Source organism: Enterobacteriaceae bacterium Kacie_13, from assembly GCA_013457415.1.
Classification (GTDB): Bacteria; Pseudomonadota; Gammaproteobacteria; order Enterobacterales; family Enterobacteriaceae; genus Rahnella.
This window is the reverse complement of sequence record CP045665.1, coordinates 2,624,715-2,651,032: the sequence shown is the minus strand read 5'-3', so window position 1 is coordinate 2,651,032 and position 26,318 is coordinate 2,624,715. Positions and strand designations below refer to the sequence as shown.

The 26,318-nt window shown below is 52.0% G+C and carries 32 protein-coding genes; 10 read left to right on the top strand and 22 right to left on the bottom strand.

Going from position 1 to position 26,318, the window contains the following annotated elements; translation table 11 throughout:
* The first annotated feature begins 64 nt into the window (after nucleotides 1–64).
* From rlmC to GE278_12030, 3 genes are all read left to right on the top strand, one after another.
* Nucleotides 65–1,207, top strand: coding sequence for a 23S rRNA (uracil(747)-C(5))-methyltransferase RlmC (gene rlmC, locus GE278_12040; GenBank protein QLK61454.1), 1,143 nt, complete (start codon nucleotides 65–67; stop codon nucleotides 1,205–1,207).
* A gap of 190 nt (nucleotides 1,208–1,397) precedes the next feature.
* Nucleotides 1,398–2,849: an outer membrane porin, OprD family gene (locus tag GE278_12035; GenBank protein ID QLK61453.1), complete on the top strand. Its 1,452-nt coding sequence runs from the start codon at nucleotides 1,398–1,400 to the stop codon at nucleotides 2,847–2,849.
* A gap of 26 nt (nucleotides 2,850–2,875) precedes the next feature.
* Entirely contained in the window at nucleotides 2,876–3,685 is an 810-nt protein-coding gene (locus tag GE278_12030; GenBank protein ID QLK61452.1) for a histidine phosphatase family protein, read from the top strand.
* Between the two features lie 80 nt (nucleotides 3,686–3,765).
* Here GE278_12030 and GE278_12025 read toward each other — a convergent pair whose 3' ends face one another.
* From GE278_12025 to fliF, 14 genes are all read right to left on the bottom strand, one after another.
* Nucleotides 3,766–4,200 carry a hypothetical protein gene (locus tag GE278_12025; GenBank protein ID QLK61451.1) on the bottom strand — a complete coding sequence of 145 codons (435 nt, stop codon included), beginning with the start codon at nucleotides 4,198–4,200 and terminating at the stop codon, nucleotides 3,766–3,768.
* 183 nt (nucleotides 4,201–4,383) lie between these two features.
* Nucleotides 4,384–5,172: a flagellar type III secretion system protein FliR gene (gene fliR / locus GE278_12020; protein QLK61450.1), complete on the bottom strand. Its 789-nt coding sequence runs from the start codon at nucleotides 5,170–5,172 to the stop codon at nucleotides 4,384–4,386.
* A 3-nt stretch (nucleotides 5,173–5,175) separates the two neighbouring features.
* Complete coding sequence (gene fliQ, locus GE278_12015; protein ID QLK61449.1) at nucleotides 5,176–5,445, bottom strand: flagellar biosynthesis protein FliQ; 270 nt, start codon at nucleotides 5,443–5,445, stop codon at nucleotides 5,176–5,178.
* Between the two features lie 125 nt (nucleotides 5,446–5,570).
* On the bottom strand, nucleotides 5,571–6,323 hold the full coding sequence (gene fliP / locus GE278_12010; protein QLK61448.1) for a flagellar type III secretion system pore protein FliP: 753 nt from the start codon (nucleotides 6,321–6,323) through the stop codon (nucleotides 5,571–5,573).
* Nucleotides 6,320–6,751, bottom strand: a complete 432-nt coding sequence (gene fliO, locus GE278_12005; GenBank protein QLK61447.1) for a flagellar biosynthetic protein FliO — start codon at nucleotides 6,749–6,751, stop codon at nucleotides 6,320–6,322. Before fliO ends, fliP begins: the two co-directional genes overlap by 4 nt.
* The gene (gene fliN, locus GE278_12000; protein QLK61446.1) at nucleotides 6,751–7,167 is read right to left on the bottom strand and encodes a flagellar motor switch protein FliN; all 417 of its coding nucleotides are present in this window, start codon (nucleotides 7,165–7,167) and stop codon (nucleotides 6,751–6,753) included. The genes fliO and fliN overlap by 1 nt, the downstream gene beginning before the upstream one ends.
* Nucleotides 7,160–8,176 (bottom strand): flagellar motor switch protein FliM, encoded by a 1,017-nt coding sequence (fliM, locus tag GE278_11995; protein QLK61445.1) that lies wholly within the window; start codon nucleotides 8,174–8,176, stop codon nucleotides 7,160–7,162. The genes fliN and fliM overlap by 8 nt, the downstream gene beginning before the upstream one ends.
* A 7-nt stretch (nucleotides 8,177–8,183) precedes the next feature.
* Nucleotides 8,184–8,684: a flagellar basal body-associated protein FliL gene (gene fliL, locus GE278_11990; GenBank protein ID QLK61444.1), complete on the bottom strand. Its 501-nt coding sequence runs from the start codon at nucleotides 8,682–8,684 to the stop codon at nucleotides 8,184–8,186.
* A 195-nt stretch (nucleotides 8,685–8,879) separates the two neighbouring features.
* Nucleotides 8,880–10,244, bottom strand: a complete 1,365-nt coding sequence (locus tag GE278_11985; protein ID QLK61443.1) for a flagellar hook-length control protein FliK — start codon at nucleotides 10,242–10,244, stop codon at nucleotides 8,880–8,882.
* Complete coding sequence (gene fliJ, locus GE278_11980; protein ID QLK61442.1) at nucleotides 10,241–10,687, bottom strand: flagella biosynthesis chaperone FliJ; 447 nt, start codon at nucleotides 10,685–10,687, stop codon at nucleotides 10,241–10,243. Before fliJ ends, GE278_11985 begins: the two co-directional genes overlap by 4 nt.
* A gap of 26 nt (nucleotides 10,688–10,713) precedes the next feature.
* On the bottom strand, nucleotides 10,714–12,078 hold the full coding sequence (gene fliI / locus GE278_11975; GenBank protein QLK61441.1) for a flagellum-specific ATP synthase FliI: 1,365 nt from the start codon (nucleotides 12,076–12,078) through the stop codon (nucleotides 10,714–10,716).
* Complete coding sequence (gene fliH, locus GE278_11970; protein QLK61440.1) at nucleotides 12,078–12,833, bottom strand: flagellar assembly protein FliH; 756 nt, start codon at nucleotides 12,831–12,833, stop codon at nucleotides 12,078–12,080. Before fliH ends, fliI begins: the two co-directional genes overlap by 1 nt.
* Nucleotides 12,826–13,818 (bottom strand): flagellar motor switch protein FliG, encoded by a 993-nt coding sequence (fliG, locus tag GE278_11965; GenBank protein ID QLK61439.1) that lies wholly within the window; start codon nucleotides 13,816–13,818, stop codon nucleotides 12,826–12,828. Before fliG ends, fliH begins: the two co-directional genes overlap by 8 nt.
* Entirely contained in the window at nucleotides 13,815–15,530 is a 1,716-nt protein-coding gene (gene fliF / locus GE278_11960; GenBank protein QLK61438.1) for a flagellar basal body M-ring protein FliF, read from the bottom strand. The genes fliG and fliF overlap by 4 nt, the downstream gene beginning before the upstream one ends.
* A gap of 282 nt (nucleotides 15,531–15,812) precedes the next feature.
* On the opposite strand from fliF, the gene fliE reads away from it, so the two are divergent.
* The 3 genes from fliE to GE278_11945 all read left to right on the top strand — a co-directional run bounded on the left by fliE (nucleotide 15,813) and on the right by GE278_11945 (nucleotide 17,959).
* Nucleotides 15,813–16,127 carry a flagellar hook-basal body complex protein FliE gene (gene fliE, locus GE278_11955; protein QLK61437.1) on the top strand — a complete coding sequence of 105 codons (315 nt, stop codon included), beginning with the start codon at nucleotides 15,813–15,815 and terminating at the stop codon, nucleotides 16,125–16,127.
* A 571-nt stretch (nucleotides 16,128–16,698) separates the two neighbouring features.
* Nucleotides 16,699–17,604, top strand: a complete 906-nt coding sequence (locus GE278_11950) for a hypothetical protein (protein QLK61436.1) — start codon at nucleotides 16,699–16,701, stop codon at nucleotides 17,602–17,604.
* Nucleotides 17,605–17,719: 115 nt separating this feature from the next.
* Nucleotides 17,720–17,959, top strand: a complete 240-nt coding sequence (locus tag GE278_11945) for a hypothetical protein (GenBank protein QLK61435.1) — start codon at nucleotides 17,720–17,722, stop codon at nucleotides 17,957–17,959.
* A gap of 48 nt (nucleotides 17,960–18,007) precedes the next feature.
* Here the strand turns inward: GE278_11945 and GE278_11940 are convergent, their stop codons facing one another.
* Together GE278_11940 and GE278_11935 are read right to left on the bottom strand one after the other, a co-directional pair.
* Nucleotides 18,008–18,472: a GNAT family N-acetyltransferase gene (locus tag GE278_11940; protein ID QLK61434.1), complete on the bottom strand. Its 465-nt coding sequence runs from the start codon at nucleotides 18,470–18,472 to the stop codon at nucleotides 18,008–18,010.
* 566 nt (nucleotides 18,473–19,038) lie between these two features.
* A complete protein-coding gene (locus tag GE278_11935; protein QLK61433.1) occupies nucleotides 19,039–19,239 on the bottom strand; it encodes a hypothetical protein in 201 nt (66 codons plus the stop codon).
* Between the two features lie 162 nt (nucleotides 19,240–19,401).
* Between GE278_11935 and GE278_11930 the strand changes: the two genes are divergently transcribed.
* A complete protein-coding gene (locus tag GE278_11930; GenBank protein ID QLK61432.1) occupies nucleotides 19,402–19,677 on the top strand; it encodes a hypothetical protein in 276 nt (91 codons plus the stop codon).
* 83 nt (nucleotides 19,678–19,760) lie between these two features.
* On the opposite strand, the gene GE278_11925 is transcribed toward GE278_11930, so the two are convergent.
* A complete protein-coding gene (locus GE278_11925) occupies nucleotides 19,761–20,036 on the bottom strand; it encodes a hypothetical protein (protein QLK61431.1) in 276 nt (91 codons plus the stop codon).
* Between the two features lie 394 nt (nucleotides 20,037–20,430).
* Between GE278_11925 and GE278_11920 the strand changes: the two genes are divergently transcribed.
* Nucleotides 20,431–20,685 (top strand): hypothetical protein, encoded by a 255-nt coding sequence (locus GE278_11920; GenBank protein QLK61430.1) that lies wholly within the window; start codon nucleotides 20,431–20,433, stop codon nucleotides 20,683–20,685.
* Nucleotides 20,686–20,756: 71 nt separating this feature from the next.
* Complete coding sequence (locus tag GE278_11915) at nucleotides 20,757–20,915, top strand: YqaE/Pmp3 family membrane protein (GenBank protein QLK61429.1); 159 nt, start codon at nucleotides 20,757–20,759, stop codon at nucleotides 20,913–20,915.
* Between the two features lie 84 nt (nucleotides 20,916–20,999).
* Here GE278_11915 and GE278_11910 read toward each other — a convergent pair whose 3' ends face one another.
* From GE278_11910 to fliD, 5 genes are all read right to left on the bottom strand, one after another.
* The gene (locus GE278_11910) at nucleotides 21,000–21,176 is read right to left on the bottom strand and encodes a GhoT/OrtT family toxin (GenBank protein ID QLK61428.1); all 177 of its coding nucleotides are present in this window, start codon (nucleotides 21,174–21,176) and stop codon (nucleotides 21,000–21,002) included.
* A 117-nt stretch (nucleotides 21,177–21,293) separates the two neighbouring features.
* Nucleotides 21,294–22,148, bottom strand: a complete 855-nt coding sequence (locus tag GE278_11905; protein QLK61427.1) for a helix-turn-helix domain-containing protein — start codon at nucleotides 22,146–22,148, stop codon at nucleotides 21,294–21,296.
* A gap of 223 nt (nucleotides 22,149–22,371) precedes the next feature.
* Nucleotides 22,372–22,734: a flagella biosynthesis regulatory protein FliT gene (gene fliT, locus GE278_11900; protein ID QLK61426.1), complete on the bottom strand. Its 363-nt coding sequence runs from the start codon at nucleotides 22,732–22,734 to the stop codon at nucleotides 22,372–22,374.
* Nucleotides 22,709–23,146: a flagellar export chaperone FliS gene (gene fliS, locus GE278_11895; GenBank protein QLK61425.1), complete on the bottom strand. Its 438-nt coding sequence runs from the start codon at nucleotides 23,144–23,146 to the stop codon at nucleotides 22,709–22,711. Before fliS ends, fliT begins: the two co-directional genes overlap by 26 nt.
* A gap of 19 nt (nucleotides 23,147–23,165) precedes the next feature.
* Nucleotides 23,166–24,593 carry a flagellar filament capping protein FliD gene (gene fliD / locus GE278_11890; protein QLK61424.1) on the bottom strand — a complete coding sequence of 476 codons (1,428 nt, stop codon included), beginning with the start codon at nucleotides 24,591–24,593 and terminating at the stop codon, nucleotides 23,166–23,168.
* A gap of 253 nt (nucleotides 24,594–24,846) precedes the next feature.
* Here fliD and GE278_11885 point away from each other — a divergent pair, with 253 nt between their 5' ends.
* Nucleotides 24,847–26,184: a flagellin FliC gene (locus GE278_11885; protein ID QLK61423.1), complete on the top strand. Its 1,338-nt coding sequence runs from the start codon at nucleotides 24,847–24,849 to the stop codon at nucleotides 26,182–26,184.
* Nucleotides 26,185–26,318 lie beyond the last annotated feature (134 nt).

The following is a 26,318-nucleotide window of genomic DNA, read 5'->3' as shown; positions in this document are numbered from 1 at the left end:
TCATGTCGCGCGGTGATACACTGCGCGCCAGTTTTTTCCAGCATCTGATTACCGGAACCTTTCCATGCATTGCGCTCTCTACACCGCCGGAAGCTGCCGCTCCTGCCAGTGGCTCGACAAACCCTACTCCCGCCAGCTGGCCGATAAACAGCAAGATCTGCACAGTCTGCTGAGCGGAATGCCGGTGGGAGAATGGTGCGAACCGGTAACGGGTGAAGAGCGCGCATTTCGCAACAAAGCCAAAATGGTGGTCAGCGGCAGTGTGGAGCGCCCGCTGCTCGGCATGTTGCATCGCGACGGTACGCCGGTGGATTTATGTGATTGCCCGCTGTATCCGGCCAGTTTTCCTGCGGTCTTTGCCGTGCTCAAAACCTTCATCGCCCGCGCCGGACTGACGCCGTATAACGTCGCCCGTAAACGCGGCGAGTTGAAATTCATGTTGCTGACCGAAAGCCAGCAGGACGGCGGCATGATGCTGCGCTTTGTCCTGCGCTCAGAGAGCAAACTGACGCAACTGCGAACCGCTCTGCCGTGGCTGCAACAGCAACTGCCGCAGCTGAAAGTCATTTCCGCCAATATTCAGCCGGTGCACATGGCGATCCTCGAAGGGGATACGGAAATTCCATTGACTGACGTTCAGCGTCTGGAAGAAGAATTCAACCATGTGCCGCTGTTTATTCGCCCGCAAAGTTTCTTCCAGACTAATCCGCAGGTGGCCGAAAAACTGTACGCCACGGCGCGCAACTGGGTGCGGGAACGCGGTAATATCAGCAGCATGTGGGATCTTTTCTGCGGCGTCGGCGGTTTTGGCCTGCACTGCGCGACACCTGACATGAAGCTGACCGGCATTGAAATCAGCGCCGAAGCCATCTCGTGTGCGAAAGAATCCGCAGCGCGGCTGGGGCTGCAAAACGTTGAATTCCAGGCGCTGGACTCCACCGGTTTTGCCACAGGCAAGGGAGAAGTGCCGGATCTGGTCCTGGTCAATCCGCCACGTCGCGGCATTGGAAAAACCCTCTGCAACTATCTGAGCCATATGGCACCTGCGACGGTGCTCTATTCCAGCTGCAATGCGAAAACCATGGCGGCCGATCTTGCCTTGCTGCCGGATTACCGCATCGAACGCGTTCAGCTGTTCGACATGTTTCCGCATACCGCGCATTACGAAGTGATGGCGTTATTAATTCGCCAGTCAGCCGATAAATAAGGGTGTCAGCTCGCCAGGTATTATTATTTTCATAAGCTAAGCGAATGAGTAAATATATCGGTTACTTAAGTGTTATCGATATATAAGTCATTCGCTTACTCCCCATAAATAATCATGACTGATGTCACAAATCTATTTTTTAGTGCCTGAAATTCGTTGTTCCTGATGTTCTTATTTTCAGAAACCCGTTATGTTTGCTTCCGGATTGTTACTGCATCAGCAGGCAAAACCTGAATTGAAATCTCGCGCGCCTCGGGAGATTTCGGTTCAGGTTTTTTTTTGCCTGCTGAAAATGCGCCCTGAAATTTCACTTACCTCGGGTTATGACACAATGGAAAAAAAGGCTATGGAAAAGCACGCTCTGGCATTGGCTTTCGGTCTTCTTTGTACACCAACACTGGCACTGGCAGGGGTCGACGATATTGCAGAAACGGATTTCGTTAAAAAAAGCTCTCTGGAGTTCGGTACGCATAATATATGGAAATATCTGGATGAAGGGGAAACGGACAAACGCAACGTTCACTCCGCATGGGGGCAGGGGCTGGCGCTGGATTATAAGTCCGGTTATTTAGCGGACTTCATTGGCGTCGATGCTTCTTATTATGGCGTGATTAAACTCGCCGCCGCCGATAACTTTGCTTCGAGAGGGATTTTATATAACGACGAGGGTAAGGCAAAAGGATTCAATAAACTCGGCCAGTTTTATGGCAAGGCCAAATTCTCTGAAAGTGGCGTTGATGCCAATCTTTATGGCGGCTGGAAGTTGCTCAAACTCGGCGCGGTGACCACCTCGATGCGCGCCGCACCCAATACGTATGCGGGCTGGAGTGGGGATATTTCCTACGACGCATACCGCCTGCGCCTGGCTTATCTGACAAAGTCATCCAACCGTGACTCACCGGACAAAGTCGATTTCATGACCAGCGATTCCAAACCGATCAATTCCATTTATACCGGTGATTTTCAGATCAAAACCGACAATCTGACCGCGCTTTATTTTTACGGCGAAAGTGAGGATTATCTGCGCAGAAACGGTCTGGAAATGAACATCAAACAAAATAAAGTGATCACCTACGGCGTGCAGATATACATGACAGAAGGGTTGGATAAATGGAACAGCATGGCCAACAGCAAAAAGGATTTCGACACCCGCGCCAATCATTACGCCAGCGACGTTACCTGGAAATATAACCGCTGGGTCACCAAGGGCGGGCTGGCTTATACCGACGCCAATAAAGATGGCGGCATAGGCATGTATCCGCGACACATGAGTAAAAACTCACGCGGTACATTTAATGCGATGACCACCGCCGGTCTTGATTATATGCGCGACGAGGAAAAGGTGTTGTCGCTGGATGTCGGATATCACCTCACACCGGAAGTGTTACTGGGCATCAACACACACTATGGCTTCTTTGATTTCGAAGGGCAGTCTGTGCAGGAGGGGGAGTTCAACGTTTACTCCGTCTGGAAGCCGGCTTCGAAAAAACTCAAAGATCTGTCGTTGTTTTTCATGATTGGCCCAGGCCGGACGTACGAACACAAAGGCACGGCACCCGTTGTCGATTCCCACGGCAATATTAAAAACGCCAACAGTTTTGCGGCGGAATTCCGTCTGGATTACAAATTCAAGATCTTTTAATCAACCTCAACAATAAGGATGCTGTTATGAATAAAACGTTAGCCAAAACCCTGTTTTCCCTGTTCGCGTTCACTCTGCCGGTATTGTTCAGCCATGCCACTGCGGCAACGTCTGCCGCGCCCATAGCGCAAAATGCCGGTGAAAAGGGTGAAGTGACGTTTTACGTCACTCGTCACGGCAAAACATTGTTCAACACCGCGCACCGTGCGCAGGGCTGGTCGGATACACCCCTCACCGATGCGGGTGTTGAAGTCGCATCGCAGCTTGGCCGCGGTCTGAAAGACATACATTTTGTCGGTGCGTATTCCAGTGATGCAGGACGTGCGCGTCAGACTGCAAAAATCGCCTTAGCGTCAGCCGGACAACCGTTGCCAGTGACTGAAGATCAGCGCCTGCGTGAAACGTTCTTTGGCCCGTTTGAAGGTGAACATGAATTGCTGATGTGGGAACCGGTCGCCAAAAAACTTGGCTATAAGGATTTCGCGGCACTGACGCAGGCACTCTCTAAAGGCCAGGTGACACTGAAAACCATGATGAACACGCTGGCTGAAGTCGATCCTTCACACACCACCGAAAACGCAGCGCAGGTGCACCAGCGCATGCAGGCCGCGCTGACAGACATCGCGCAGAAAGTCAGCGCCCAGGGCGGCGGCAATGTGCTGATCGTCTCCCACGGCATGGCGATCATGGCTATGCTTGACGGCATGACCTCGGAAGAAAACCTGCGTGCGCCGTTACAAAACGCCAGCGTCACCATTATTACCTATAAAGACGGTCAGTTTACGGTCGGTAAAGTCGGTGATATGCAGTTTGTGGAAAAGGGGAAAGGGCTGTAGTTATTTTTAAAAAATTGGATTTTTAATGATGCTCATCTTTCTGATGAGCATCATGTTATAAAAGAGTGCTACCTTGTGATTTACTTCGCGCTCTCGCCTTTGCGAATTAACGCCTGCATCACATCGTGTTCAATATCAGAACACAGAGTATTCATTTTATATTTATATAATGCATCCATAGTATCCTGCGTAGTGGAATTAACGTCACCACGAATGCCGTCGTATTGTGAAGAATTTATCACTAACCGATCATAGGCCGCTTTTTTAACAGAATAATTTTTCGGACTTATTTGCTTTAGCGACGCCAGTTCTTTCTGACATGTTCTGGATACGCCCTGATTCTCTTCGACCGGCGCAACCTGTGAAGGTGAGGCTTGTGAGGACACGGCGAGTGGCAGCGAGGTGACCAGCGAATGCAGCGCTGAATCTGATGGGGCTGTATTCTGGCAGCCTGCAAGTAATACACCGGTCAGGAGGAATATCCCTGCACGCGCGAGATGTTGAGTTGTTTTCACGAAAACCCCTGTCTGAATGACTATTAAAATATTAGCAAAAGTAACAAGACGCGAATTGTATAGAATAGAGGAATCATTAGGAAAGAAAATTCTTATAAACAGAAGGGGTAATTTATAATTCAACGCCAAAGGTAATAATAGCCCGCATATATTGTTTTATTTATGACGTTAGTCCGGGAAATATTAACGTCCGGCTGCCAGCTGATTCATCACCAGCACCAGCTTATCAAAGACTTCGCTGAACAGATGTTCGCTGAACGGGGCGAGCAGGGGCATCATCATACCGATGGAGAGAATGCCGATGCTGAGCGTCAGCGGGAAGCCTATTACGAAAACAGAAAGCTGCGGCGCAACGCGATTGAGGATGCCGAGTGCCATGTTCAGCGTCAGCAGCAGGGTGACAATGGGCAACGCCAGCATCAGCCCGCCGCTGAATACAAGGCTGCCGGCCTGCGCGACGGCCATAAAACCGTCGGCATTCATCGGGTTCGGGCTGATGGGCAGGGTGTGGAAACTGTCAGCCAGCAGGGAAATCAGCCACAGGTGGCCATTAAAACTCAAAAAAAGCAGCACTGCCAGCAGGTTAAGAAACTGTGCGAGCAGCGGTGAGTTCAGGCGGTTGCTGGGGTCGTAAAAGGTCGCAAAAGAGATGCCCATTTGCAGCCCCATGATTTCACCGGCCATGCGGATTGCCGCGAACGCCAGCTGCATGGTCAGGCCGAGCGCAGTACCGATCATGATTTGTTGCATGGTCAGCCACAGCGCGGGTGTTGAGAAAATCGGTGTATCGACCACCGGCAGGGCGGGCGCAATCAGAAAGGTTATCATCGCCGCGAGGCCGATTTTCACCTTTTTTGGCACCTGTTTTTCACTGGTGATGGGCGCGGTGCTGACCAGCGCCAGAATGCGCAGCATCGGCCAGAAATACATGCTCAGCCATCCGGCTAACTGGGTGCTGTCGAAGGAAACCATGGGTTAACCGATGATGTAGGGCAGGCTGGAAAACAGCGTGCGCATGTAATCAAGCAGCAGGTTCAGCATCCATGGACCGGCGATAACGATAGTGGCAACCACCGCCAGAATCTTCGGGATGAAGGACAGGGTTTGTTCGTTGATTTGCGTTGCGGCCTGCAGCAGGCTGACGATAAGACCGGTCACCAGCGCCGCCAGCAGCAACGGGGCAGCGACGGCAAGCGCGACTTTCATCGCTTCGTTACCTATCGCCATAACTGATTCAGGAGTCATTATTCTGTCTCATCTAATACGGGTTAGATTTGCTCCTCCCCCTTCGCAGGGGAGGGAGCTGACCGATATCTTCATTCAGCTCTTCGCAGAGTGAGGAGCGCCATAAAGTCAGGCAATTGCATTAATTAACTATAAAAACTCTGCGCCAGCGATCCGAGCAGCAGTTGCCAGCCATCGACCAGCACGAATAACATCAATTTGAAGGGCAGTGAGATGGTCGCGGGCGGCACCATCATCATCCCCAGTGCCATCAGGACGCTGGCGACCACCAGATCGATAATCATGAACGGAATAAACACCGTAAAGCCGATCTGGAAAGCCGTTTTCAGCTCGCTGGTGACGTAAGCCGGTAACAGGATACGCATCGGCACCGCTTCGGGACCCGCCAGAGGCGGCAGGTTGGCAAGGCGGGCATAGAGCGCGAGGTCTGTTTCGCGGGTCTGGCGCAGCATGAATTCACGCAGTGGCTGAGCACCTTTGTCCATCGCGTCCTGCATGCTGATTTTGTTTTCTGTAAACGGCTGATAGGCGTCGGAATAGATTTTGTCGAAAACCGGCGCCATCACAAAGAAGGTCAGAAACAGACCCAGGCCGAGCAGCACCTGGTTTGGCGGTGCGGACGGCGTACCCAGCGCATTTCGCAGTAAACCCAGCACGATAATGATGCGGGTAAAGCTGGTACACATCAGCAGCATTGCGGGCAGCAGGGTCAGCGTGGTGATAAATACCAGCGTCTGAATCGGCAAAGACCAGTTCTGGGCACCGTTAGCCATTTGCTGGCTGATAATGCCCGGTAACTGCGCGAAGGCTGACGGGCTGATAAGCAACAACAGCGGCAGACACAGGCGGGTGAGTAAGGGAGATTTCAAAAAGGTCATGCCTGCTTTCCCGGACGTTTTAACATTTTTTGCATCAGCTGACGAAAATCGGCGGGCAGTTCAGTGGTGGAAACCGGCGTGTTTTCAGCCGGTGGCGCGCTCAGGGTGTGCAGCGGTGTGATGCTGTGAGCGGTCACACCCAGCACCAGCCAGGTATTCTCCACTTCCACAATCACCACTTTTTCACTGCGCCCGACCTGACAGCTGGACGTGATTTTCAGCAGCTTGTTGTTTTTAGCTTGTGGTGCCAGACCGGTGCGTTTTGCCACCCAGCCGATAAAGAGGATCAGCAGCAGAATGCCGCCGAGCACCGAACTGACCTGGGTCAGTACGGAACTTGCGGGCACCACCGGTGCTGAGGCCTGCGTTGTGGCATGGTTTGCCGGGCCGGAAATGTACGGAGAATCCGTCGCGGCGTTCTGGTTCATCAGCGGCTCAGACGACGCATACGTTCTGACGGTGTGATGATATCGGTGATGCGCACGCCGTATTTATCGGCCACGACCACGACTTCACCCTGAGCAATCAGGTAACCGTTGATCAGAATATCCAGCGGCTCACCGGCCAGACCGTCAAGGGAGACCACGGAACCCTGCGACAAACGCAGAAGCTCTTTGATGGTCATCTTGGTGCGGCCCAACTCCACGGTTAGTTTCACCGGAATGTCGAGGATCATGTCGATATCCTGCAAGCCACCGGCTCCTTCCTGGGCGCCCAGCGCGGCGAAAACACCCTCGGTTGACGCTTTGGCGCCGCCCGCAGATTGTTGTTCGTTAAACGCATCAGCCCATAAATCGTCAACGTTTTCCGATCCCGCGTCAGACGGTTTATTGGTGTCACTCATGGGGCTGTTCCTCATCTAGAGAATTTAAAATTGGGTTGATCAAATGTTCAACGCGCAGAGCGTATTGTTCGTTTAAGGTGCCGTATTTGCTGGTCAGCACCGGCACGCCGTCGACATGGGCAATCAGGCGATCCGGCTTTTCAATCGGCAGCACATCGCCCGGTTGCAGTTTCAGGATCTGAGACAAGCGCAGCGGAATTTCGACGAAGTTCGCCACCAGTTCCAGCTCAGATTGTTGAACCTGGGTGACCAAATTTTCGCGCCACTGGCTCTCTTCATGACGGGAGTTTTCAACCGGAGGATTGGTCAGCAACTCGCGAATCGGTTCAATCATGCTAAATGGAATACAGATGTTAAAATCACCACTCAGCGCACCGATTTCTACGTGGAACGGCGTCGTGATGACGATATCGTTCGGGGAAGAGGTGATGTTGGTGAATTTGATCTGTAATTCCGCACGTACGTACTCGACGCTCAGTTTGTAGACGCCGCTCCAGGCGTCTTCATAGGCATCAAGCGCCAGCGTCAGCATGCGTTTAATCACGCGCTGCTCGGTGTGGGTGAATTCACGCCCTTCAACTTTGGTTGGAAAACGACCATCGCCGCCGAACAGGTTATCCACCGCGATAAACACCAGGCTTGGCGCAAATACAAACAGCGCCGTGCCGCGCAATGGTTTGAGATGGATCAGGTTGAGGTTGGTCGGCACCGGCAGGTTGCGGGCAAAATCGTGATAGGGCTGAATTTTGATCGGCCCGACGGTGATGTCCGGACTGCGGCGCAACAGGTTAAATAACCCCATGCGGAAATGACGGGCAAAACGCTCGTTAATGATTTCCAGTGCCTGCAGACGCTCACGCACAACACGGCGTTGCGTCGTCGGATCAAAAGGTTTTACGCCGTCATCGGCCGCCTGATTTTTGGCGCTGGTGGCTTCAGGAACGCTGTCGCCGCTGTCACCGTTGAGCAGTGCGTCGATCTCGGCCTGTGAAAGAATGCTGTCGCCCATAATTTGATTATCGCAGTATGAAAGCAGTGAAAAGCACGTCGTTGATCACCTGTGGGGGCTGACCTTTGACCAGGGGCATGTCCAGAACTTGTTTGATATCCTGCACCAGTTGTTGCTTGCCGGTTTCACTGACTAAATCCGACGTTTTCTGACGAGAAAGGAGCAACAGCAAACGGCTGCGCACCTCGGGCAGGTACTCATTAAGGACCGCACGGTTCTTTTCATCCGGCAGACGCAGGGTCAGGCCGATGTAAAGCACGCGGTCAGGATCATTATCCGGTGTTTGCAGGTTGACGGTGAAAGTATCCAGCGGCAGGAAAATCGGCGGCACAGGCGGCTCGTTTTTCTTCACTTCAGCGGTCTGCGTACCCGCAGTCGACTGCTGTTTGTGCAACATCCACCAGGCGTAACCCGCCGCACCACAAGCACCAATGGCCACCAGTAACAGCAGAATCATCAAAAGTGGTCGCTTTTTTTTGCGCGAGGCCGAGAGTGCAGAGTCAGACATGGATGAGGCGATTTCCTGTAAGTATGAGCAGGTAAGCTGAGGAAGGTTTACCTGCTGAGTCAATTCTGAGAATGATTATCCCGCTTATGCTGTTGTTCAATAGTCAGAATAGGCGGGGAAAATAAGGTCAGCTCTGCCGTTTGAATTAGGTGAACACTGACCGTCAGCAATTACCTGAAACAATTTTGCAAACCGTTACGCAAAGATATCGACGCTGTTGTTGCCGCTGATACGTTGCGCAAGGGACACCGGAACCGGCAGGGCATCCGCCGCTGAGTTCACACCGCCTGCATTAAAGGCCGCCCAGCTTGAGGCGTTCCCCTGCTGGGAACCGGATTGTGAACTTTGCTGCTGCGCCTGCTGCCATTGTGAGCTGTCGCTGCCGACGCTGCTCTGTCCGAGGCTGATGCCGTTATCCGCCAGCGCCGTTTTCAGATCAGGCATCGCGGCTTCAATGGCGGAACGGACTGCGCTGTGGCCGGAAACAAAGTGCAGCTGCGCCTGATTGTTTTCGATTTTCATGCTGATCTGGATGGAACCCAGATCCTGCGGGTGCAGACGCAGTTCGGCGCTCTGCAATCCCTGTCGGTTGAACATCATCACCTGCTGACCGAGCTGCTGCTGCCATTCCGGCGTGCCCAGCTGAGCGTTCAGCAATGACGTGCCCGGGCTGGTGACTACGCTGGTGGTGGTCGGCGTGGTGGAAACCGGCGCAGAAGAAACGGCCACGGCGGTGTTATTCACCAGATTCTGGATGGCGTCGGTTGTGCGACTTTCGGTTTGCGGCGTTACGGCTGCATTACCGGTTGCGGCGGTCATGGAAGCCAGCGCGCTGCTGAAATCCGGGGTCACCGTGGAAGCACTCTTGCTGGCAGTATGCGTTGTTGCCGTCGTCGTTGCCGTTGTGGCGCTGTCAGTCACGCTCGTTTTGCCATCATCAGCCAGTAAAGAAGATGCGGAAGTCAGACCGGCGAGTAACGCGCTCTTTTTATCAGCATCGGTGGCGTTCCCGGAGGTGGCCGTTTGCGTGAGCGCAACGGTCGCGGTCTGCATCTGCTGAGCCGGTTGCTGTTGCGCCGCCAGCTGGGCGAACAATGCTTGCACCGGCAGGGAGGTGGCATCCTCCGTTTTGGTGTCTTTATCTTTATCGGTCAGCGCGGCGTTTTTCACCGACGAGGGATCTGTGCCTTTCAGGCTGCCGTTGGGCAACAGCTGGATCGCCGCAATCATTTTGCTCAGATCACTGCCATCAAGGGTGAGGCTGCCGTCCTCTTCACCGGTGGTCACCGCCTGGGTGAGCGTGGTTTTATCCACCGTCTGGCCTTTAGCGCTGATCTTCTGGCCGAGCTGCGAGAGCTGGCTGGCAAGTTTAGGATCAAGTTTTTCGCCGAGCTGTGCCTGCAACTGAGTGGCGAAATCGGCAGTCACACCCGTCGTGGAGGTATCTGCGGCAGAGGTGGCATCAGAGGCCGTGGCAGAAGAAGAGGTCGCACTGCCGGACGCCGCTGACACGGTGGTTTTTGCCGTAGTGACGGCCGCAGGCAAGATATTCAGATTCATAGCGTTTTTTTCCTGTAAGCGCTGCGTTGGGCAAATTCATCGTTCTGCTTTTGATCCATCTTGTTCTCATGCGAACGCTGCTGTTCACTGGCACGGGTTTGCAGGGTCTGATAGGCGTTCAGCCGCTGTTGCTTATCCTGCCACTGGTTAACCGCAGCATTCAGCCGCTGATCCCACTGCTGCAACTGTTTACGGTGCTGGTCAATGGCGACTTCCAGCGTGCCGATAAACTGCTGGTAGTTCTGCCAGGTGTTCGCCGCAATCCCGCCGGTCATGGTGGTGTTGAGTTTGTCGCGATACTCGCGCTGATAGTTGAGCAGCATACTGAGCTGCTCTTCAGCCTGAGAATGCGACTGCCGGATTTGCCCTAAATGACTGGTCGCCTGATCCAGCGCTTTTTGCGCCAGAGAACAAAGGGTGATCAATGGTGATGTGTTTTCCATCTGATTTACCTTTATTGGTTAAAAAGTTAGCCCGGGAACAACATGTTCAGTTCCAGACAGGCATCTTCATAGGTACTGCGTTCCATGATGTCCTGCTGGAGGAAGTTCTCCATCTGCGGGTACAGCCGGATGGCGCGATCGAGCATCGGATCGCTGCCCGCCGCATACGCACCGACGCTGACCAAATCACGGTTACGCTGGTAGCTGGACAACAGTTGTTTGAAATTCCGTACACGAGCGTACTGCGCATCGTCGATCAGGGACGTCATTGCACGGCTGATCGACGCTTCGATATCAATGGCCGGATAGTGGCCCGATTCCGCCAGACGGCGTGACAACACCACGTGACCATCGAGAATGGCTCGGGCGGAGTCGGCGATTGGATCCTGCTGGTCATCGCCTTCGGTCAGTACGGTATAGAAGGCGGTGATCGACCCGCCGCCGCTGATGCCATTACCGGCACGTTCAACCAGCGCTGGCAGTTTGGCGAAAACGGACGGCGGGTAGCCTTTGGTCGCAGGAGGTTCACCGATGGCGAGGGCGATTTCACGCTGAGCCATGGCGTAGCGGGTTAGAGAATCCATGATCAGCAATACGTGCTGACCGCGATCGCGAAAATCTTCAGCAATACGCGTGGCATAGGCGGCGCCCTGCAAACGTAGCAATGGCGAAACGTCCGCTGGCGCGGCGATCACCACCGAACGGGCGCGGCCTTCATCACCTAAAATGTTCTCGATAAAATCTTTTACTTCACGACCACGTTCACCGATAAGCCCGACCACGATGACATCGGCTTTGGTGTAGCGCGCCATCATGCCGAGCAGAACGGATTTGCCGACGCCGGAACCGGCGAACAGCCCCATACGCTGGCCGCGACCGACGGTGAGCAGGGCGTTAATGGCGCGCACGCCAACGTCCAGCACATCGGTGATAGGCGTACGTTGCAGCGGGTTAAACGGCGGGGTGATCAGCGCAGCGCGATAGCCGGTATCGGGCGGTGGCAGGCCGTCCAGCGGTTTGGCGCTGCCGTCGAGCACGCGGCCCAGCAGCTGCGGACCGAGCGGAAGTTGTTTACCCGCGGTGTGGCCGTCGGGCGAGATCCGCGCATACACGCGCGCGCCCGGCAATATACCTTCGACTTCTTCAAGCGGCATCAGGAACAGGCTCTGGCCGTTGAAACCCACCACTTCGCTTTCTACTTCCTGCACGGTCGGGCCGTCGTGGCGTTCGATGAGACAGGTTGCACCGAGCGGCATCTGCAAACCGGTGGCTTCGAGGATAAGCCCCGTTGCGCGGGTCAGCCGGCCATAACGGCGCACGGAGGGCGTGCGGCTCATGCGCTTTTCCGCATTGTCGAGCGTTTTCAGCAGGCGACTCAGGCGGGCGGTCATCAGAGATCTTCCTGTGCCGCGAGACGGCATAGCTCATGCCAGCGCGTGGCGATGGACGCATCCATATCGCCGTCTTCCGCGCTGACTTTACAGCCGCCGCTATGGATTTGGTTATCGGCCAGCAAACGCCAGCCGTGCATGCTCAGACTGGCGCCCATTTGCGTTTCAACCCGTTCAAAATCGGCCGGATTGACGCGAAGCTGCGGTTTGCCTTTAAACATCGGCTCCTGCTGGATGAGCTGTTGGATCTGGTTGAGCAGGGCGGAACCGTCACATATCGGTGCCTGACCCAAAATTTGTTTGGCCGCCGTCAGCGCCATTTGCATCAGGCGCGAGGCGATGACGCTGTCGAGCGCGTCGAGTGTCTGCTGGAAATCAGCCACCAGTACCTGCCAGTGTTCGGTGAGCACCGCCTGTTGTTGCTGGCCTTCCAGCAACCCCTGCTGCTGTCCGGCGTCCTGACCAGACTGAAAACCAGCGGCGTAGCCCTGTTTCTGACCAGCTTCCAGACCCTGCTGGAATCCTTGTTGTTCGGCGTGGCGCTGCAGGTTTTGCAGTTCATTCTGATCGACCTGCACTTTCGGCTGGCCGTCGTTCTGTTCTTCTTCACCTTCCTGAAACAGAGGTTCGAGGGGCGATGCAAAAGAAGGCATCGCCAGATCACCCGGTCTCCAGGGCTTCCACGGCAGGGCGTTAAGACGCTCGGTCTGACGCTCTTCGGCGGTTTTCTTCTCCGGGGTTGGATTATCAGACATAGGAATCCTCTCCGCCGCCAACCATCATTTCGCCAGACTCTGCCAGACGGCGAACCGTTTGCAGGATTGCTTTTTGTTCGTTCTCCACCAGAGACATACGCATCGGGCCACGGTTGGCCAGATCGTCGCGCAGGATATCGGCTGCACGCTGCGACATGTTGCGCAGGAATTTTTCGCGAAGTGGCTGCTCGGCACCTTTCAATGCAACCAGTAACGATTCGCCTTCGATTTCCTGCAACAGGCGCTGGATACTGCGATCGTCCACGTCCACCAGGTTTTCGAACAGGAACATCTCGTCGATAATTTTCTGGGCCAGTTCGCCGTCGTAACCGCGTACCGCTTCGATAACCGCTTCTTCCTGCTGGGTTTTCATCAGGTTGATGATTTCCGCCGCAGTACGAACACCGCCCATCTTCGCCCGCTTGAGGTTCTGACCGTCGAGCAGGTTGTTCAGCACTTCCGTCAGTTCTGCCAGCGCCGCTGGCTGGACACCGCCGAAGGTGGCGATACGCAGCATGACGTCGTTACGCAGACGCTCGTCGAACAGCGCCAGAATATCGGCTGCCTGACCGCGTTTGAGGTGCACAAGGATGGTGGCGATGATTTGCGGATGCTCGTCGCGGATCAGATCGGCGGCAATCACCGGCTCCATAAAGTTGAGCGTTTCCATGCCGCTGGTGGTTTCGCGGGATTCCAGAATATCTTCCAGCAGGCTGGATGCACGTTCTTCGCCCAGCGCCTTGGTCAGTACCGCACGCAGGTATTCACTGGTGTTGACGCTCAGCGCGGCGTACTGCTCGGATTCGTCCTCAAACTCATTCAGGACTTCGGCCAGCTGCTTATTGGAGATCTGATGGATGTTCGCCATCGCGCCACTGATTTGCTGAACTTCGCGCGGGGAGAGATGCTTGAACACCTCTACCGCGCGGTCTTCGCCCAGCGTTATCATCAAAATGGCGCTTTTTTCAGTTCCGGTCATAGTCATGGTTGTTCGGTACTCATCCATTGGCGGATAACCAGGGCGACGATACGAGGATCTTTATCGGCCAGCTCCTGAACGCGTTGAGTTTGCACTTCGACGCTGACGCGCTGCTGAGAACGCTTACGTTTTTCCAGTTCGTCGTTGCTGAGTTTGACCGGTTTGCTGCCTTCAGGCTGAGGCTGGGACGCGGCCAGAACGGCGGCGGCAACGGCATCTTTTTCGGCCTGTTGTTTGCGTAGCATCGGACGAACCATTTTGCGCCACAGCAGCCAGGCAACAATCAGCACCAGTAACCAGCGACCGGCATCGATCAACTGATCAAAGAACGCTTGTTGTTTCCAGAACGGCAATTCGGCGGCGTCGTCGCTCGCTTCATTGAACGGTGTATTCACCACGTTCAGCGTATCGCCGCGTTCGGTGGAGAAGCCCATCGCTTCGCGCACCAGATCGTCTATCTTCTTCAACTGCTCGTCGGTCAGCGGTTTGGATTTGCCATCCGCACCGGTCTGATAGTTGACGACCACCGCCGCAGACAGGCGCTGTACCGCCCCGGCGCTATGCTGGGTGTGGGTGATGGTGCGATCGACTTCGTAGTTTGTGGTTTCATCACGACGGCTGTTCGACGGCACTGTTGAACGGTTCGCTGTGTTGTTTTGCGCGCCATTCTGACCATTGGCGGCCTGATTCTGTGCGCCGTTGGCCGCAGTAGCCGCCGGAGGCGTCGTCACTGGCGCGGTCGCCGCCGGAGCTGGCTGGTTACTCAGTGCGCCTGGGACACCGCCGACCGCTGAACCGCCGATCTGATCACTGGTGCTGAGCTGGCGTGAACGTACCGCCGCTTTATCCGCAGCACCGTTTGGCTGGTAATTTTCATCAGTCTGTTCACGGGTGGCGTAGTCTATCTGCGCGGTGATTTGCGCGTGGACATTACCGTTACCCACCACCGGTTGCAGAATGGCTTCGATACGACGTTGCAGGCGGCCTTCCACTTCATTGGCATATTTCAGCTGCGAGGCATTCAGGTCACGCCCGTTGCTGTCAGACTGAGTCAGCAGATGACCGCTTTGATCGACCACCGTCACGCTGGCGGGTGGCAGGCCGGAGACGCTGCTCGATACCATATAAACGATGGCGTTGATCTGGCCATCATCCAGAGCACGGCCCGGCTGCAGATTCAGGGTCACTGAAGCAGAAGGATTTTTTTGTTCGCGGACAAATAAAGAAGGTTTCGGAATGGCTAAGTGAACGCGGGCGCTGGAGACCGGACCGAGCGTTTCGATAGTGCGGGAGAGTTCGCCTTCCAGTGCGCGCTGATAGTTAATCTGCTCGCTGAACTGGCTGATCCCAAACTTCTCCTGATCCATCAGTTCAAAACCAACGGCGCCGCCTTTTGGTAAACCGGCCGCAGCCAGTTTGAGACGGGTTTCATACACTTTGTCCGCAGGGATCAGAACCGCACCGCCATTATCAGAAAACTGATAGGGGATGTTCATCTGCGTGAGCTGGGTGACGACCGCGCCACCATCTTTGTCGTTGAGGTTGCTGAACAGCACCTTATACGTCGGCTGCTTGGCCCACAGCGTCATAACAACAATAACAGCCACAGCAGCGGCAGCAGCAATGGCGATAGGAATTTTTGGGTTGGCGCGCAGGCGATTAAGCAACGCAGTAAAACCGCTTCGAGGGCTTTCTGCGCCGGCTATTGCGGAACTCATACAAGATCCCTATTTAGCTGTTGGATGGTGGTGTTCATGTTGTCTCGTAACAAAACAGACTCCCAAGTGCGCAATCGTTGAAGCGTGATATTTTTCAAACCCCCATACAGGCAGGCCTATTTTCTAGGTGAGTCATTATTTGTCGCGCAAGGCAAAGTTAATGGCCCGATAAGCCATGGTTTTTGCGGTCAATTGCGGCGTTTAGGAAAAAACTGATGTGATAGGGTGTCATTCCATGAAAGAACCCCATTGGTCACAGATACAGCGATAAGCGGAGAAAGCATGTCAATTCAAGGCATTGAGAGCGTTTTACAGCAAATGCAGGCGACGGCAGTGCAGGCGGGAGCGATAAAGCAACCCGATGCCACTTCAGAGGCTGGTTTCGCCAGCGAAATGAAAGCCGCATTAGGCAAGATCAGTGAAACGCAAAACAACGCAAAGCTGCAGGCCGAAAAACTCGAAATGGGTGTGCCGGGTGTCAGCCTCAACGATGTGATGGTCGATCTGCAAAAATCGTCGATCTCATTACAGCTGGGCGTGCAGGTGCGTAACAAGCTGGTGGCGGCTTATCAGGATGTGATGAACATGTCTGTGTGATGTATTAACTCAATGGAATAATTAGAAAAGAATTGCTACCTGTGGCCCGGTGGGGCAACGCAGGGGCAATTATTTGATTTTTTGAGGCGGGAAGGAAATACAAGGGCAGCAAAGATAAACTTCGCAAAAAAATTTTAACGTTAACTGCTAATAATCGTTATCAATATCCTGCATGGCCGATCGGATCACCCACAACGCAGTCAGACCCAGCAATGCCAAAACAATAAATAAAATTACCATAGCCCAAATCCTTCTTTTGACCTTTGCGAAGGCTCTCACAGGACATCCGTCATTTTTAGAGCTTAAGATCTGTTTATTTCAGTCAAAAGATCCTGACTTAGTTTTTTAATAATTACGTTACGATATTATTATCGACAGCAAACAAGCACAACTTGATAGCAGGCAGGAATTGTTTCAATTTATTGTTCAACGTGAAGGTTACGTTGTGAACGAAAATGAGTTTTCTAAAAAATAAATGTTACCGATGTCACAAAATTGTCCTTTGCTTGTGCAGGTTTATTTGCCAGAATCGCGAAAAAATGTTTCCACCTGCCAAAAGCACCTGCACAAAATGATAATCCGCCCACCCCGTCACTGGTTCTTGCGTTTGTTCGTCTGGCACGGTTCTGTGCTGCCCAGCATTATGTTCCGTCTGAGTCTCAATCTTCTGATGTCACTGGCCGCCATCCTTTGCCTGCCCTGGTACGAAACGCTTGGCGTGAAACTGACGCTGGCGCCTTTCAGTCTGCTCGGCGTGTCGATTGCTATCTTCCTTGGCTTTAGAAACAGTGTAGCCTATTCGCGCTATATCGAAGCGCGTCAGCTATGGGGTGGGTTGCTGATTGCCTGCCGAACGCTGCAAAGTCAGGTGATGGCAGTCTGTCCGGGCGAAGCACCTCGGGTGACGGCTTTGTTGCTGGCGTTCTGTTACAGCCTCAAGCACCAGCTGCGCCACAGTGATCCACGGCCTGATCTTGAGCGGCTGTTAGGCGAAGATGCTGAAGATATTCTGTCGCGACGCGCACCGACTAACATGGTACAGCTGCGGTTGTCGCAGTGGCTGGCGGAACGCCGCCGGACCGGGGAAATATCGGACGTTGTGTATGCGCATATGGATACCACGCTATCGCAGCTTTCACAGGTAGTCGGCGGTTGCGAGCGCATCGTCAGTATGCCGATCCCTTTCGCCTACGGGCTGCTGTTGCACCGCACAGTGTATCTCTTCTGTAGCCTGCTGCCGTTCGCCCTGGTAGTGGATTTGCATTACATGACGCTGCTGGTGTCCGGTTTTATCTCCTACACGTTTCTGTCGCTCGATACGCTGGCCGAAGAGCTGGAGATGCCGTTTGGTTATGCCAACAACCACCTGCCGATGGATGCGATGTGCACCAACATCGAAATCAATTTACTGGAGATGAACAATCAATCTCAGCTCCCTGACACACCGGTGCCGGACGCACATTATCGTCTGACCTAAGTGCCGAATGTCACGGTTTGGGCAAGATTCATAAGACTGTCATAAATACGCAACAAAAATGAAATAGCGTGGATGGGTCCGCTGTATAACGTCCCCAAGCATTCTCGAGGTATTTATGTCAGTCATTCAGGCCAAATCCCTGCACGAAGCCGAAGACTTGTTGAATTCCGGTATGGTGAAAAAAGTCGAACTGGCTTTTAGTATTAACAGTGACGAGTTTTTTAAACTTGCGCTGGAATGTGGCGATCGCGGTGCGAAAATCACCAAGGGTAAGAATTTTTTTATTATCACACTCAAAAAATGGGTCATTCCTTCAAATGACCTGCCTGCCACCAAAAGCAACGTCCTGATGTGATACAGTCTCCATAACACTGCCATCCTGACAGTGTTATGGAGAACTCCACTAGGCCACGGTTTTCATCATATAAACGCTCAGCGGATCCGGCGATTGCAGATAATCACCAAAGGCTTGTGTACGTGCGTACCCGAGTTTCTCATACAGTGTGATGGCTTTTTCCTGAAACACACCCGTTTCCAGATACAAGTCTGTGTGCCCTAATTCTTTCAGTTTTTTTTCCATTGCGGCGATGAGCAGTGATGCGATCCCTTGACCGCGAAACAGGGGATTGACGTACACCCGTTTCATCTCGGCGATACGATGTGTTGAGATGTACAGACAGGCGCATCCGGCCCAGTCATCATCGACGCGCGCCATAAAACAGGTGATATCACCTTCATCTACCTCAGAAATATTCACACCGTAAAAAGATTCAGGCGGATAGAGCGGATACTGATAAGCGTCCAGTTCGGCAATCAGGCGGGCTAAATGTGGGTGGGCGACATCTGTTTCAAAAATCTGGGCACTCACGGCGTGGCTCTCAATGTAACATTTTAGATTTATATTCTTAACCGAAAACGACCCGAAAACAAGGGACTGCCTGAAGGATGATGGGAAGGGGGGCATGTGAAGGTGCAAGGAAATCGTAATAATTGAAGAAGTCTTCGCCACGTCTGTCAGAGTTATCTGAATTGATCAAAATGTGATCAGTTTGTCTGTCATCCCTGTTTATTTTACCTCATATTCTTCCACTGTAAGAAATGTATACAATGCAATAACTCACCGTAATTAATTTACATCCTGCAATCGCGGTGAGATGAAAGAAGCACATTATAAGTGTTTGAATAAAGGATAAAATTATGGCTGTCTATCCTGTTGGCGTTTTTGTTACGCTTACTTTTACACCAGGTTTGTTTGAAGTGATCACGATTTTGAACGAGGTATCACCCGTACAGTATCAGGTGATGAATGTTGAAACAGGCAATGTAATCAGAGTGAATGAGAACTTTATTCGCGGAATTATAAAACCTTAACAACATGACCGGGCAGGGGGCGGCGTACCTGTTGCCTGCCCGGCCTTGTTTTGCACAGCCCCGTCAGTCAGGCATCAGCGCGTTAAAATCCTCTTCGTACAGCTCACGGCATTCCTGGATAAACTCCGGGTAGCCCAGTTCGGATGTCTGCACATCACGACCCAATCGTTTTTCTAAATCTTCGTGAAATCCCTCAAACTCTCCGTGCAGAATACCGGTAAAACCGGTGAGAATAATGCATTGCTCGGGTGTTAATTTAGTCACGTTGAGTTCCTTAAGCGATTTTCTAAAACCAGAATTTTTAAAAATGTTAAAAGTTTCTGAAAAGATGTTTAAAAGGGAGAAGTGCCTCACGTCGTGTTTCTGCAAAACGACGCAACATGTCCTATCCTCTAATTAATCCTACTGAAAAACAAGGAGTCACCAATGGATCAGGACTTGTTCGAACAGGCGCCCTTACCGCTGTTAACCCGTTTTCAGGTGGGAGACAGGGTGAAGTTACTCACTTTCCCCGTGGGTATTCATCCTGCCAGCTATCAGCTGGATGTGGCGATTACCGCAATCCATGACGGTGAGTTTGAGGGGGAGATTGTCCGCATAGCCACCCTTGGTCGTCAGGGGCATGAGCAGGCGCATTTTACGCTCGGCGGGCAGGTCGCTTTCTATGCCAGAAATATTCAGGGTATGGCTCCCGAGGTATAAAAACAAAACCCCGCTTTAGTGGCGGGGTCTTTAACTACTTCACACTTTCACTTCTTTTACACTTCACGCTGACATTACGGCAGTTACATCATTGGTTTCACGTGTTTGGTATTCGCCTGAGTGGTCAGAACGTCAGCGGGAATTTTCGAACAACTGCCGCAATACCCCACCAGATACCATCTTCCGTCAGCGCCTTTCTCCGGATTTACTTTATAACGCTCGTTACGTTTACCGTAAAACTCACGATCCACATTCTTTGATGCATCTTCCCAGAAACACAACGAAAACTGATGGCATGCATCAACATGCCTTTGTCCGTCGCGGCTTCCGCCAACCAGTAAATAATGATATTCAGACATACTGCCTCCTGAACCCCAAATATGATGGGGTAATTGTCCTGACTACAAGGAAACTACCTGGAATTTCAACCCGAAAACAAAACAAGAGACACAATAACGGGCGTAGAAAGCCACCCGATGAACACATTTTTTATTACGTAAACTATAGAGCAGATCACAAGACGGGGGAGGAAATATGGATAAAATGTGACCCGTATCACTTTATATTTTCCTGTGTTTGTGATTGCGCGCAGACATTCCGTCAGGCCGTTGTGATCGAAGGATTTTTCCGTGGAGTTCCTGCAGAGGCCAGCAGCTGAAATAGGGGGGGTAATCCCGTGTTCTGTGGGCTTAGAAGTCAGGTGTGTCGTGCTACTTTGGCTGAGTTGATTCTTTTACTCGCGCAGGAAATGCAATGGCAGATACACAGGTTATAGATTTGGTCATGTCGGTCAATAAACACGTCGAAGAAACTGCCATGCAGCATCTGATGCTGCGCAACTTTATTATCGTGATGTGCCGGAGCATGACCGAAGAGCAAAAAAATCAGGTGAAATGGCAGATGCGCCAGATCCACCAGATTACCGATGCTGAACACCGGCAGGGCGATGTGGAAATTCTGGAGAAAACCCGGCGGGATATGGAAATTATGCTGGAATTGATGAATTAAGTTTCTTCTGATGTCTGTCTCTTTAGGGAGGAACTATCATTAACACAATGATAACCAAAGGGAGATACAAAATGGGAATCTGGAGAGTACTGATCACCATTCTGGTACCGCCGTTGGGCGTACTGATAGGTAATGGTTTAGGCGGAGCGTTTCTGCTGAATATTTTGCTGACTTTACTGGGTTATTTCCCGGGTCTGATCCATGGTTTTTGGGTGCAGACGCGTAAATAATACCCCTTGTAATGACAGCATGAAGACTGACATAACACGTCATCTGAAAACCCGGTCTGAAAGCCGGGTTTTCTTTTTTGAGGGTCAGAACAGAGAGAAGAGGAGGACCACAGGAAGGCTCATCGGCCAGGTAAATCCAATAATGCCGGACGTTAATAGCCTGATCTTAATCGTATCGCGGCTCACCAGCAGGGTGAACAGCACGGCGATACCCAGCCCGCCCCAGTAAATCGTTTTAATCACTTCCCACCAAACGTGCACAACCAACCCCTGAGCATTCATAAAAACCGGCGGGTATGATATTCCGTTAACATCTGGTAATCAATTATTGTGTGATGTTGCTCATGATTTTGTAATGTAAGCATTTGGCATTAATTGTTATTGAACATCACTTGTGATGGGGGACTGCACCGACTGCGCGCGTAAATGTCCGCGAATCGCCGTGGGCGCGAAACCGAAACGTTTGCGAAACCGCTCAGCAAAGCGCGAACCGCTTTCATATCCCACCTGATGTGCAATATGGGAGATAGCCAGATCCGTGCATTGCAACAGGCGCAGGGCGTGGGTCATGCGAACGTCAATCATCAGGTTACGCAGTACGCTGTTTTCAGCCGCGAGACGGCGGCGCAGCATCACTTCATTCATCATCAGTTGCTCGGCCACTTCGGCGGCCGTAAAGGCTTTATGCAAATTATTGACCAGCAACTCGCGCACCCTCTGGGTCATGCTTTCGCTGTGTTGCAGGGAATAGCGCACGCCGAGCTGTGACAGCCACAGCAACTGTTCGAGCATCCGGTGCCGGGTAATTGGCGCAGGCAAACCGTGATGCCAGAGAATGGCATTGTGTGTATCGATAAAACTTTGTCTGAAAGCAACGGGAACGTGGGGAATGACCTGCAGGTGATCAACAGTAATCAGCGGGGGTTTAAACGCCGGCGTGTGCAATCCTGCATCGGTCAGCAGGGCATTATCCCACGCCATAATCGCGCAGCTAAATGGCCCGTTTTCGGAAAGCTGATGAGTAAGCCCCAGCGTTTGCCCGCTATTGAGCACCAGCATTTCACCCGTTTGCAGGGAGACTTCCTGATGCTGATAATGAACCGTCATGCTGCCATTTTGGATCAGGAGTAACTGAGGTTTGTCGATATACACATCTTGAATAAAAAGTTCACTGTGCTGAATAAGTAGCGAGGTCGATCCTATCCCTGGGGTGACTTTTATTTTACGTACCATGGTAATGATGCCCGAATATGACGACGACGGCGTCCAGTTGCCTGAATATAAATCAAAGCTGCGCGACTTTGTTACTAATACAAACTGGTCACCGGTTAAGGCGAAAGTCAGGGATGGAGACAGAGAGAATTAGCTCTGGCAGCTGCGCGCTCTCTGCCTCTGAAACCTTAGTATGTACAAGAAATATTTGATAAAATAGAACAATATAAAACAAAAGTAATAATTATTGGCGATCGCCAAATGCGATTGAACGGAGATCAATTTTTCCGTACGTCATATTCACTTGCTGTTGTCTTGACGACTGTCCAATCAGCTCGGTGAGTTGATTCATCCGGGCTTGTAATAATGTTTTGATCATATTTTCGTTATCCAGAATCTGACGCAAATATTTGCGTACTTCATACTGAATAGCCATCGACGTGCTTTCGGATACCGGTAACGTGGTGGTCGCTTCCACGGCTTTCAGATAACTGATTTCGAGCTCGACCAGCTCGTCCCATTTTTCTTCTTTCGCCAGCCGCAACATCTGCTCGCTTAAAGTCAGGATCAGTTGATATTCATTAACCAGATACTGATGTTGATCCATTATATTGGTCCTGCGACGGGTGATAGTTTGGGCCGATTTGCCGCCAGGCATCGGCAATATTTTCCAGTAAACCCAGCACTTCCGTGATGGCTTCCTGATCGTTGTGTAAATTGGCATGTAATAAACGGCGAACCATATAGGAATAGAGCGCTTCGAGGTTATCCACTAAATCGGGATCGCCTTTCTCGCGGCTCATTCCGGCTTTCAGTCCGCTGTCGATAATATTAATGGCCTTAGAGAGCGCTTTGCCTTTATCGGCAATATTTCCCTGCTGCATAAAAATGCCAGCACGGATAAGGGCGCTACGCGCCCCATCAAATAACATCACCACTAACTGATGAGGACTGGCACTCATTACGCCACTTTCTAAGCCTACCTGTGCGTAGGCCTGGGTTCCTTTAGCGTTATACATAATTTTTCTTCCTTCCTGACTAGCTTGAACTGGACGTGGTCATGGCATCGAACTGCTTGGTCAGATAATCGGCCGTGCTGTTGAGCTTCTGAATCGCCACGTCGAGTGCAGTGAACTGCGTTTTATAACGGGCAATAGTGGTGTTGATGCTGTCATTGACCTTGTTGTACTGCGTGGTCAGCGTCTTCAGCGTGGCGTTGACTGCCGTTTCTGCGTTGGCAATGGTACCGGTGCTGGCATTCAGGAAACCGCTGTTCAGGTTAGTGATGTTGGTCATCACACCGGTGGTTTTACCGTCGCCGACCATCATGGTCTGAACCGCACCCGTATTATTGGTCAGCGCCGTGCTGAGTTTGGTGCTGTCGATTTCCAGCTTGCCGGTATCAGGATCGGTGGTGATACCGATATTCGACAGGGAAGTGATGGTGCCGGAACCAGACGCTGCGCCAAGCGCGGATTTCAGACGGGTCTGGATGGTGCGAAGTGCGCTGTCACCGAGCAAAGCACCGTTGGTGGTGTCTGCGGTATCCGAGTTGGTCGCGGTCGCGGTGAATTTGGTCAGGCTGGTGAAGGTATCCTGCAAGGCATTGTAGGAATCTACGAACGTCTGGATCGCCGTGGTCGCCGTGCTGGTGTCTTTTACTACGCTCAGCGTCGCGGCGGTTGTCGTAGTTCCGCTCAGCGTTAAGGTAATACCGTCCTGCGCGTCACTGATTGTGTTGCTCTGACGCTCCAGATCAATGCCGTTGAATGTCAGTTTGGCATTACCCGCTGCGGCGTTCTGGGTCATCGCGCCGGTGCCGGTGGAGGAATCGTAGCCGAGAATATTATTCAGCTGATCATCACCGGTCACGCTGACAGTCATTTCAGAGTTTGTACCGGTGTTGTTCGCACTCAGCACCAGCTTATAGCTGCTGTCAGTGACTTTCACGATACTGGCTGTCACGCCGCCGCCAGCTTTATTGATCGCATCGCGAACGCCGGTCAGTGATGTTTGTGAATCGGTCAGGTTAATGGAAAGGGGTTTGCTGCCGTCACCCTGACTTATTGTCAGCGTACGGGAGTTACCCGTAGTTGTTGCCCCTAAGGCCGTGGTGTTGCTGGTCTGCGTGCCTGAAATTAATGACTGGGCAGAAGCCAGGCTCGACACCGATACCGAATATTTACCCGCAGCAGCCCCGGCAGTGGTGGATGCGCTGAACGCCGCCGTGTTGCTCGACGTCGCAGTGGTTGCGCCGTAAGTATTGGTGGAGGACAACGCGGTGGCGGCATCAGCGAAGGTTTGCAATGCACTTTGCATAGTGCCATAGGCTGTCAGCTTGGCGCTGTAGCTGCTTTGCGCGGCGCTGATAGGGGTCAGGCGTGCTTTTTCTGCGGTCGTCAGGTTAGCAAGCAGGGTATTGAGGTCTAAGCCTGAACCGATACCTAATGAAGAAATAGTGGCCATATGTATCCTTTACGGGTTGTATAAGAGTCTTTAAGCCCTATCGGCACGACGGAGAAAAAGTTTAATGGATTGCAACAAAAAGTAATGGCGTGAATAGCCGGTATAAGGAGGGGTAATTCTCAAAGTAAGAAAGTGAGCTTTTTTGAGAAATAATTCTAAAGGTTGCTGGAGTATCGCCGATACAAGTTTGGACGGTGATGAACGCCGTGGGCAATAAGCCCGAACCCTTAACCAGATTTGAAGGAATACACTCATGGCTCAAGTTATCAATACCAACACGCTGTCTCTGATGACTCAGAACAACCTGAACAAATCCCAGTCCGCTCTGAGCACTGCTATCGAGCGTCTGTCTTCCGGTCTGCGTATCAACAGCGCGAAAGACGATGCAGCGGGCCAGGCAATTGCTAACCGCTTCACTTCAAACATCAACGGCCTGACTCAGGCTTCACGTAACGCCAACGACGGTATCTCCGTTGCGCAGACCACTGAAGGCTCACTGAGCGAAATCAACAACAACTTACAACGTATTCGTGAGCTGTCCGTTCAGGCTGCTAACGGCACCAACTCCGATTCCGACCTGACTTCAATCCAGGACGAAATCACCTCCCGTCTGTCTGAAATCGACCGCGTATCTGGTCAGACTCAGTTCAACGGCGTGAACGTATTGGCTTCTAACCAGACCATGAAAATCCAGGTTGGCGCAAACGACGGCCAGACTATCTCTATCGATCTGCAGAAAATCGACTCTTCAACTTTAGGTTTGTCAGGTTTTTCAGTATCTAAAAATTCTTTGAATGTAAGTGATGCTGTAACACAGGTAAATGGGGCTGCTGCAACAGTTCCAGTATCAGTTGACCTGAGTTCAGCGGCTAAAGATTTAGGTGTAGATGCATCAACACTGACTTTACGTAACGTTGAAACTAAAGCAGGGGCTGCAACTGATCAATATGTCGTTAAATCAGGTAGCGATTACTATGCCGCGTCTGTAGACCGTGACAGTGGTAAAGTAATCTTAAACAAAGCAGATATTGAATATACAGACCCTGCAAATGGTTTGACAGCAGCTGCTACTCAAGCGGCACAGTTGGTTAAGGTAGGTGCGAGCTCAACTGGTACTGCTGAAGCATATGTTACTTTCCAAGGTAAAAACTATGCTGCTACAGCGGCTTCATTGGTTGACACCGGTGATGACGATGCTACTAACCAAACTGGCGCGGCAACAACCAACAAAGTGACATTACAGGTCAGCGATATTACCGACGCAAGTGGTAACGTTACTACTCCTGCAACTTCGCAGTACACAGGTACTGCTACTGCGGATCCATTGGCTTTGCTGGACAAGGCTATCGCTAAAGTCGACACCTTCCGTTCTTCACTGGGTGCGGTTCAGAACCGTTTCGATTCTGCCATCACCAACCTGAGCAACACCACCACTAACCTGTCTTCTGCACAGAGCCGTATTCAGGATGCTGACTACGCGACAGAAGTTTCTGCAATGTCTAAAGCGCAGATCCTGCAACAGGCTGGTACTTCAGTATTGTCTAAAGCTAACCAGGTTCCTCAGTCCGTACTGACCCTGCTGCAAGGCTAATTTTTCGGATAACCCGAAAAACACAGTCCAACCCCGCCTCGGCGGGGTTTTTTTTAACCAAAACTTACGAATTTGTGCAATCCCTTCTGTGCAGGGGCTGGTATAATTTAGGATAATCTTTATAAATAGTTCAA

Excerpts from the sequence above, each read along its gene's own strand:
- GE278_11920 (QLK61430.1), top strand. The coding sequence starts at position 20,431 with ATGGCAGATACACAGGTTATAGATTTGGTCATGTCGGTCAATAAACAC.
- fliM (QLK61445.1), bottom strand. The coding sequence starts at position 8,176 with ATGGGCGACAGCATTCTTTCACAGGCCGAGATCGACGCACTGCTCAAC.
- GE278_11915 (QLK61429.1), top strand. The coding sequence starts at position 20,757 with ATGGGAATCTGGAGAGTACTGATCACCATTCTGGTACCGCCGTTGGGC.
- rlmC (QLK61454.1), top strand. The coding sequence starts at position 65 with ATGCATTGCGCTCTCTACACCGCCGGAAGCTGCCGCTCCTGCCAGTGG.
- GE278_11950 (QLK61436.1), top strand. The coding sequence starts at position 16,699 with ATGATAATCCGCCCACCCCGTCACTGGTTCTTGCGTTTGTTCGTCTGG.
- GE278_11930 (QLK61432.1), top strand. The coding sequence starts at position 19,402 with ATGGATCAGGACTTGTTCGAACAGGCGCCCTTACCGCTGTTAACCCGT.
- fliG (QLK61439.1), bottom strand. The coding sequence starts at position 13,818 with ATGACTATGACCGGAACTGAAAAAAGCGCCATTTTGATGATAACGCTG.
- fliF (QLK61438.1), bottom strand. The coding sequence starts at position 15,530 with ATGAGTTCCGCAATAGCCGGCGCAGAAAGCCCTCGAAGCGGTTTTACT.
- GE278_11905 (QLK61427.1), bottom strand. The coding sequence starts at position 22,148 with ATGGTACGTAAAATAAAAGTCACCCCAGGGATAGGATCGACCTCGCTA.
- fliH (QLK61440.1), bottom strand. The coding sequence starts at position 12,833 with ATGTCTGATAATCCAACCCCGGAGAAGAAAACCGCCGAAGAGCGTCAG.
- GE278_11885 (QLK61423.1), top strand. The coding sequence starts at position 24,847 with ATGGCTCAAGTTATCAATACCAACACGCTGTCTCTGATGACTCAGAAC.
- fliI (QLK61441.1), bottom strand. The coding sequence starts at position 12,078 with ATGACCGCCCGCCTGAGTCGCCTGCTGAAAACGCTCGACAATGCGGAA.
- GE278_12035 (QLK61453.1), top strand. The coding sequence starts at position 1,398 with ATGTTTGCTTCCGGATTGTTACTGCATCAGCAGGCAAAACCTGAATTG.
- fliR (QLK61450.1), bottom strand. The coding sequence starts at position 5,172 with ATGGTTTCCTTCGACAGCACCCAGTTAGCCGGATGGCTGAGCATGTAT.
- fliO (QLK61447.1), bottom strand. The coding sequence starts at position 6,751 with ATGAACCAGAACGCCGCGACGGATTCTCCGTACATTTCCGGCCCGGCA.
- GE278_11945 (QLK61435.1), top strand. The coding sequence starts at position 17,720 with ATGTCAGTCATTCAGGCCAAATCCCTGCACGAAGCCGAAGACTTGTTG.
- fliS (QLK61425.1), bottom strand. The coding sequence starts at position 23,146 with ATGTATAACGCTAAAGGAACCCAGGCCTACGCACAGGTAGGCTTAGAA.
- fliJ (QLK61442.1), bottom strand. The coding sequence starts at position 10,687 with ATGGAAAACACATCACCATTGATCACCCTTTGTTCTCTGGCGCAAAAA.
- fliD (QLK61424.1), bottom strand. The coding sequence starts at position 24,593 with ATGGCCACTATTTCTTCATTAGGTATCGGTTCAGGCTTAGACCTCAAT.
- fliT (QLK61426.1), bottom strand. The coding sequence starts at position 22,734 with ATGGATCAACATCAGTATCTGGTTAATGAATATCAACTGATCCTGACT.
- GE278_11925 (QLK61431.1), bottom strand. The coding sequence starts at position 20,036 with ATGTCTGAATATCATTATTTACTGGTTGGCGGAAGCCGCGACGGACAA.
- GE278_12030 (QLK61452.1), top strand. The coding sequence starts at position 2,876 with ATGAATAAAACGTTAGCCAAAACCCTGTTTTCCCTGTTCGCGTTCACT.
- fliP (QLK61448.1), bottom strand. The coding sequence starts at position 6,323 with ATGACCTTTTTGAAATCTCCCTTACTCACCCGCCTGTGTCTGCCGCTG.
- fliE (QLK61437.1), top strand. The coding sequence starts at position 15,813 with ATGTCAATTCAAGGCATTGAGAGCGTTTTACAGCAAATGCAGGCGACG.
- fliL (QLK61444.1), bottom strand. The coding sequence starts at position 8,684 with ATGTCTGACTCTGCACTCTCGGCCTCGCGCAAAAAAAAGCGACCACTT.
- GE278_11985 (QLK61443.1), bottom strand. The coding sequence starts at position 10,244 with ATGAATCTGAATATCTTGCCTGCGGCCGTCACTACGGCAAAAACCACC.
- fliN (QLK61446.1), bottom strand. The coding sequence starts at position 7,167 with ATGAGTGACACCAATAAACCGTCTGACGCGGGATCGGAAAACGTTGAC.
- fliQ (QLK61449.1), bottom strand. The coding sequence starts at position 5,445 with ATGACTCCTGAATCAGTTATGGCGATAGGTAACGAAGCGATGAAAGTC.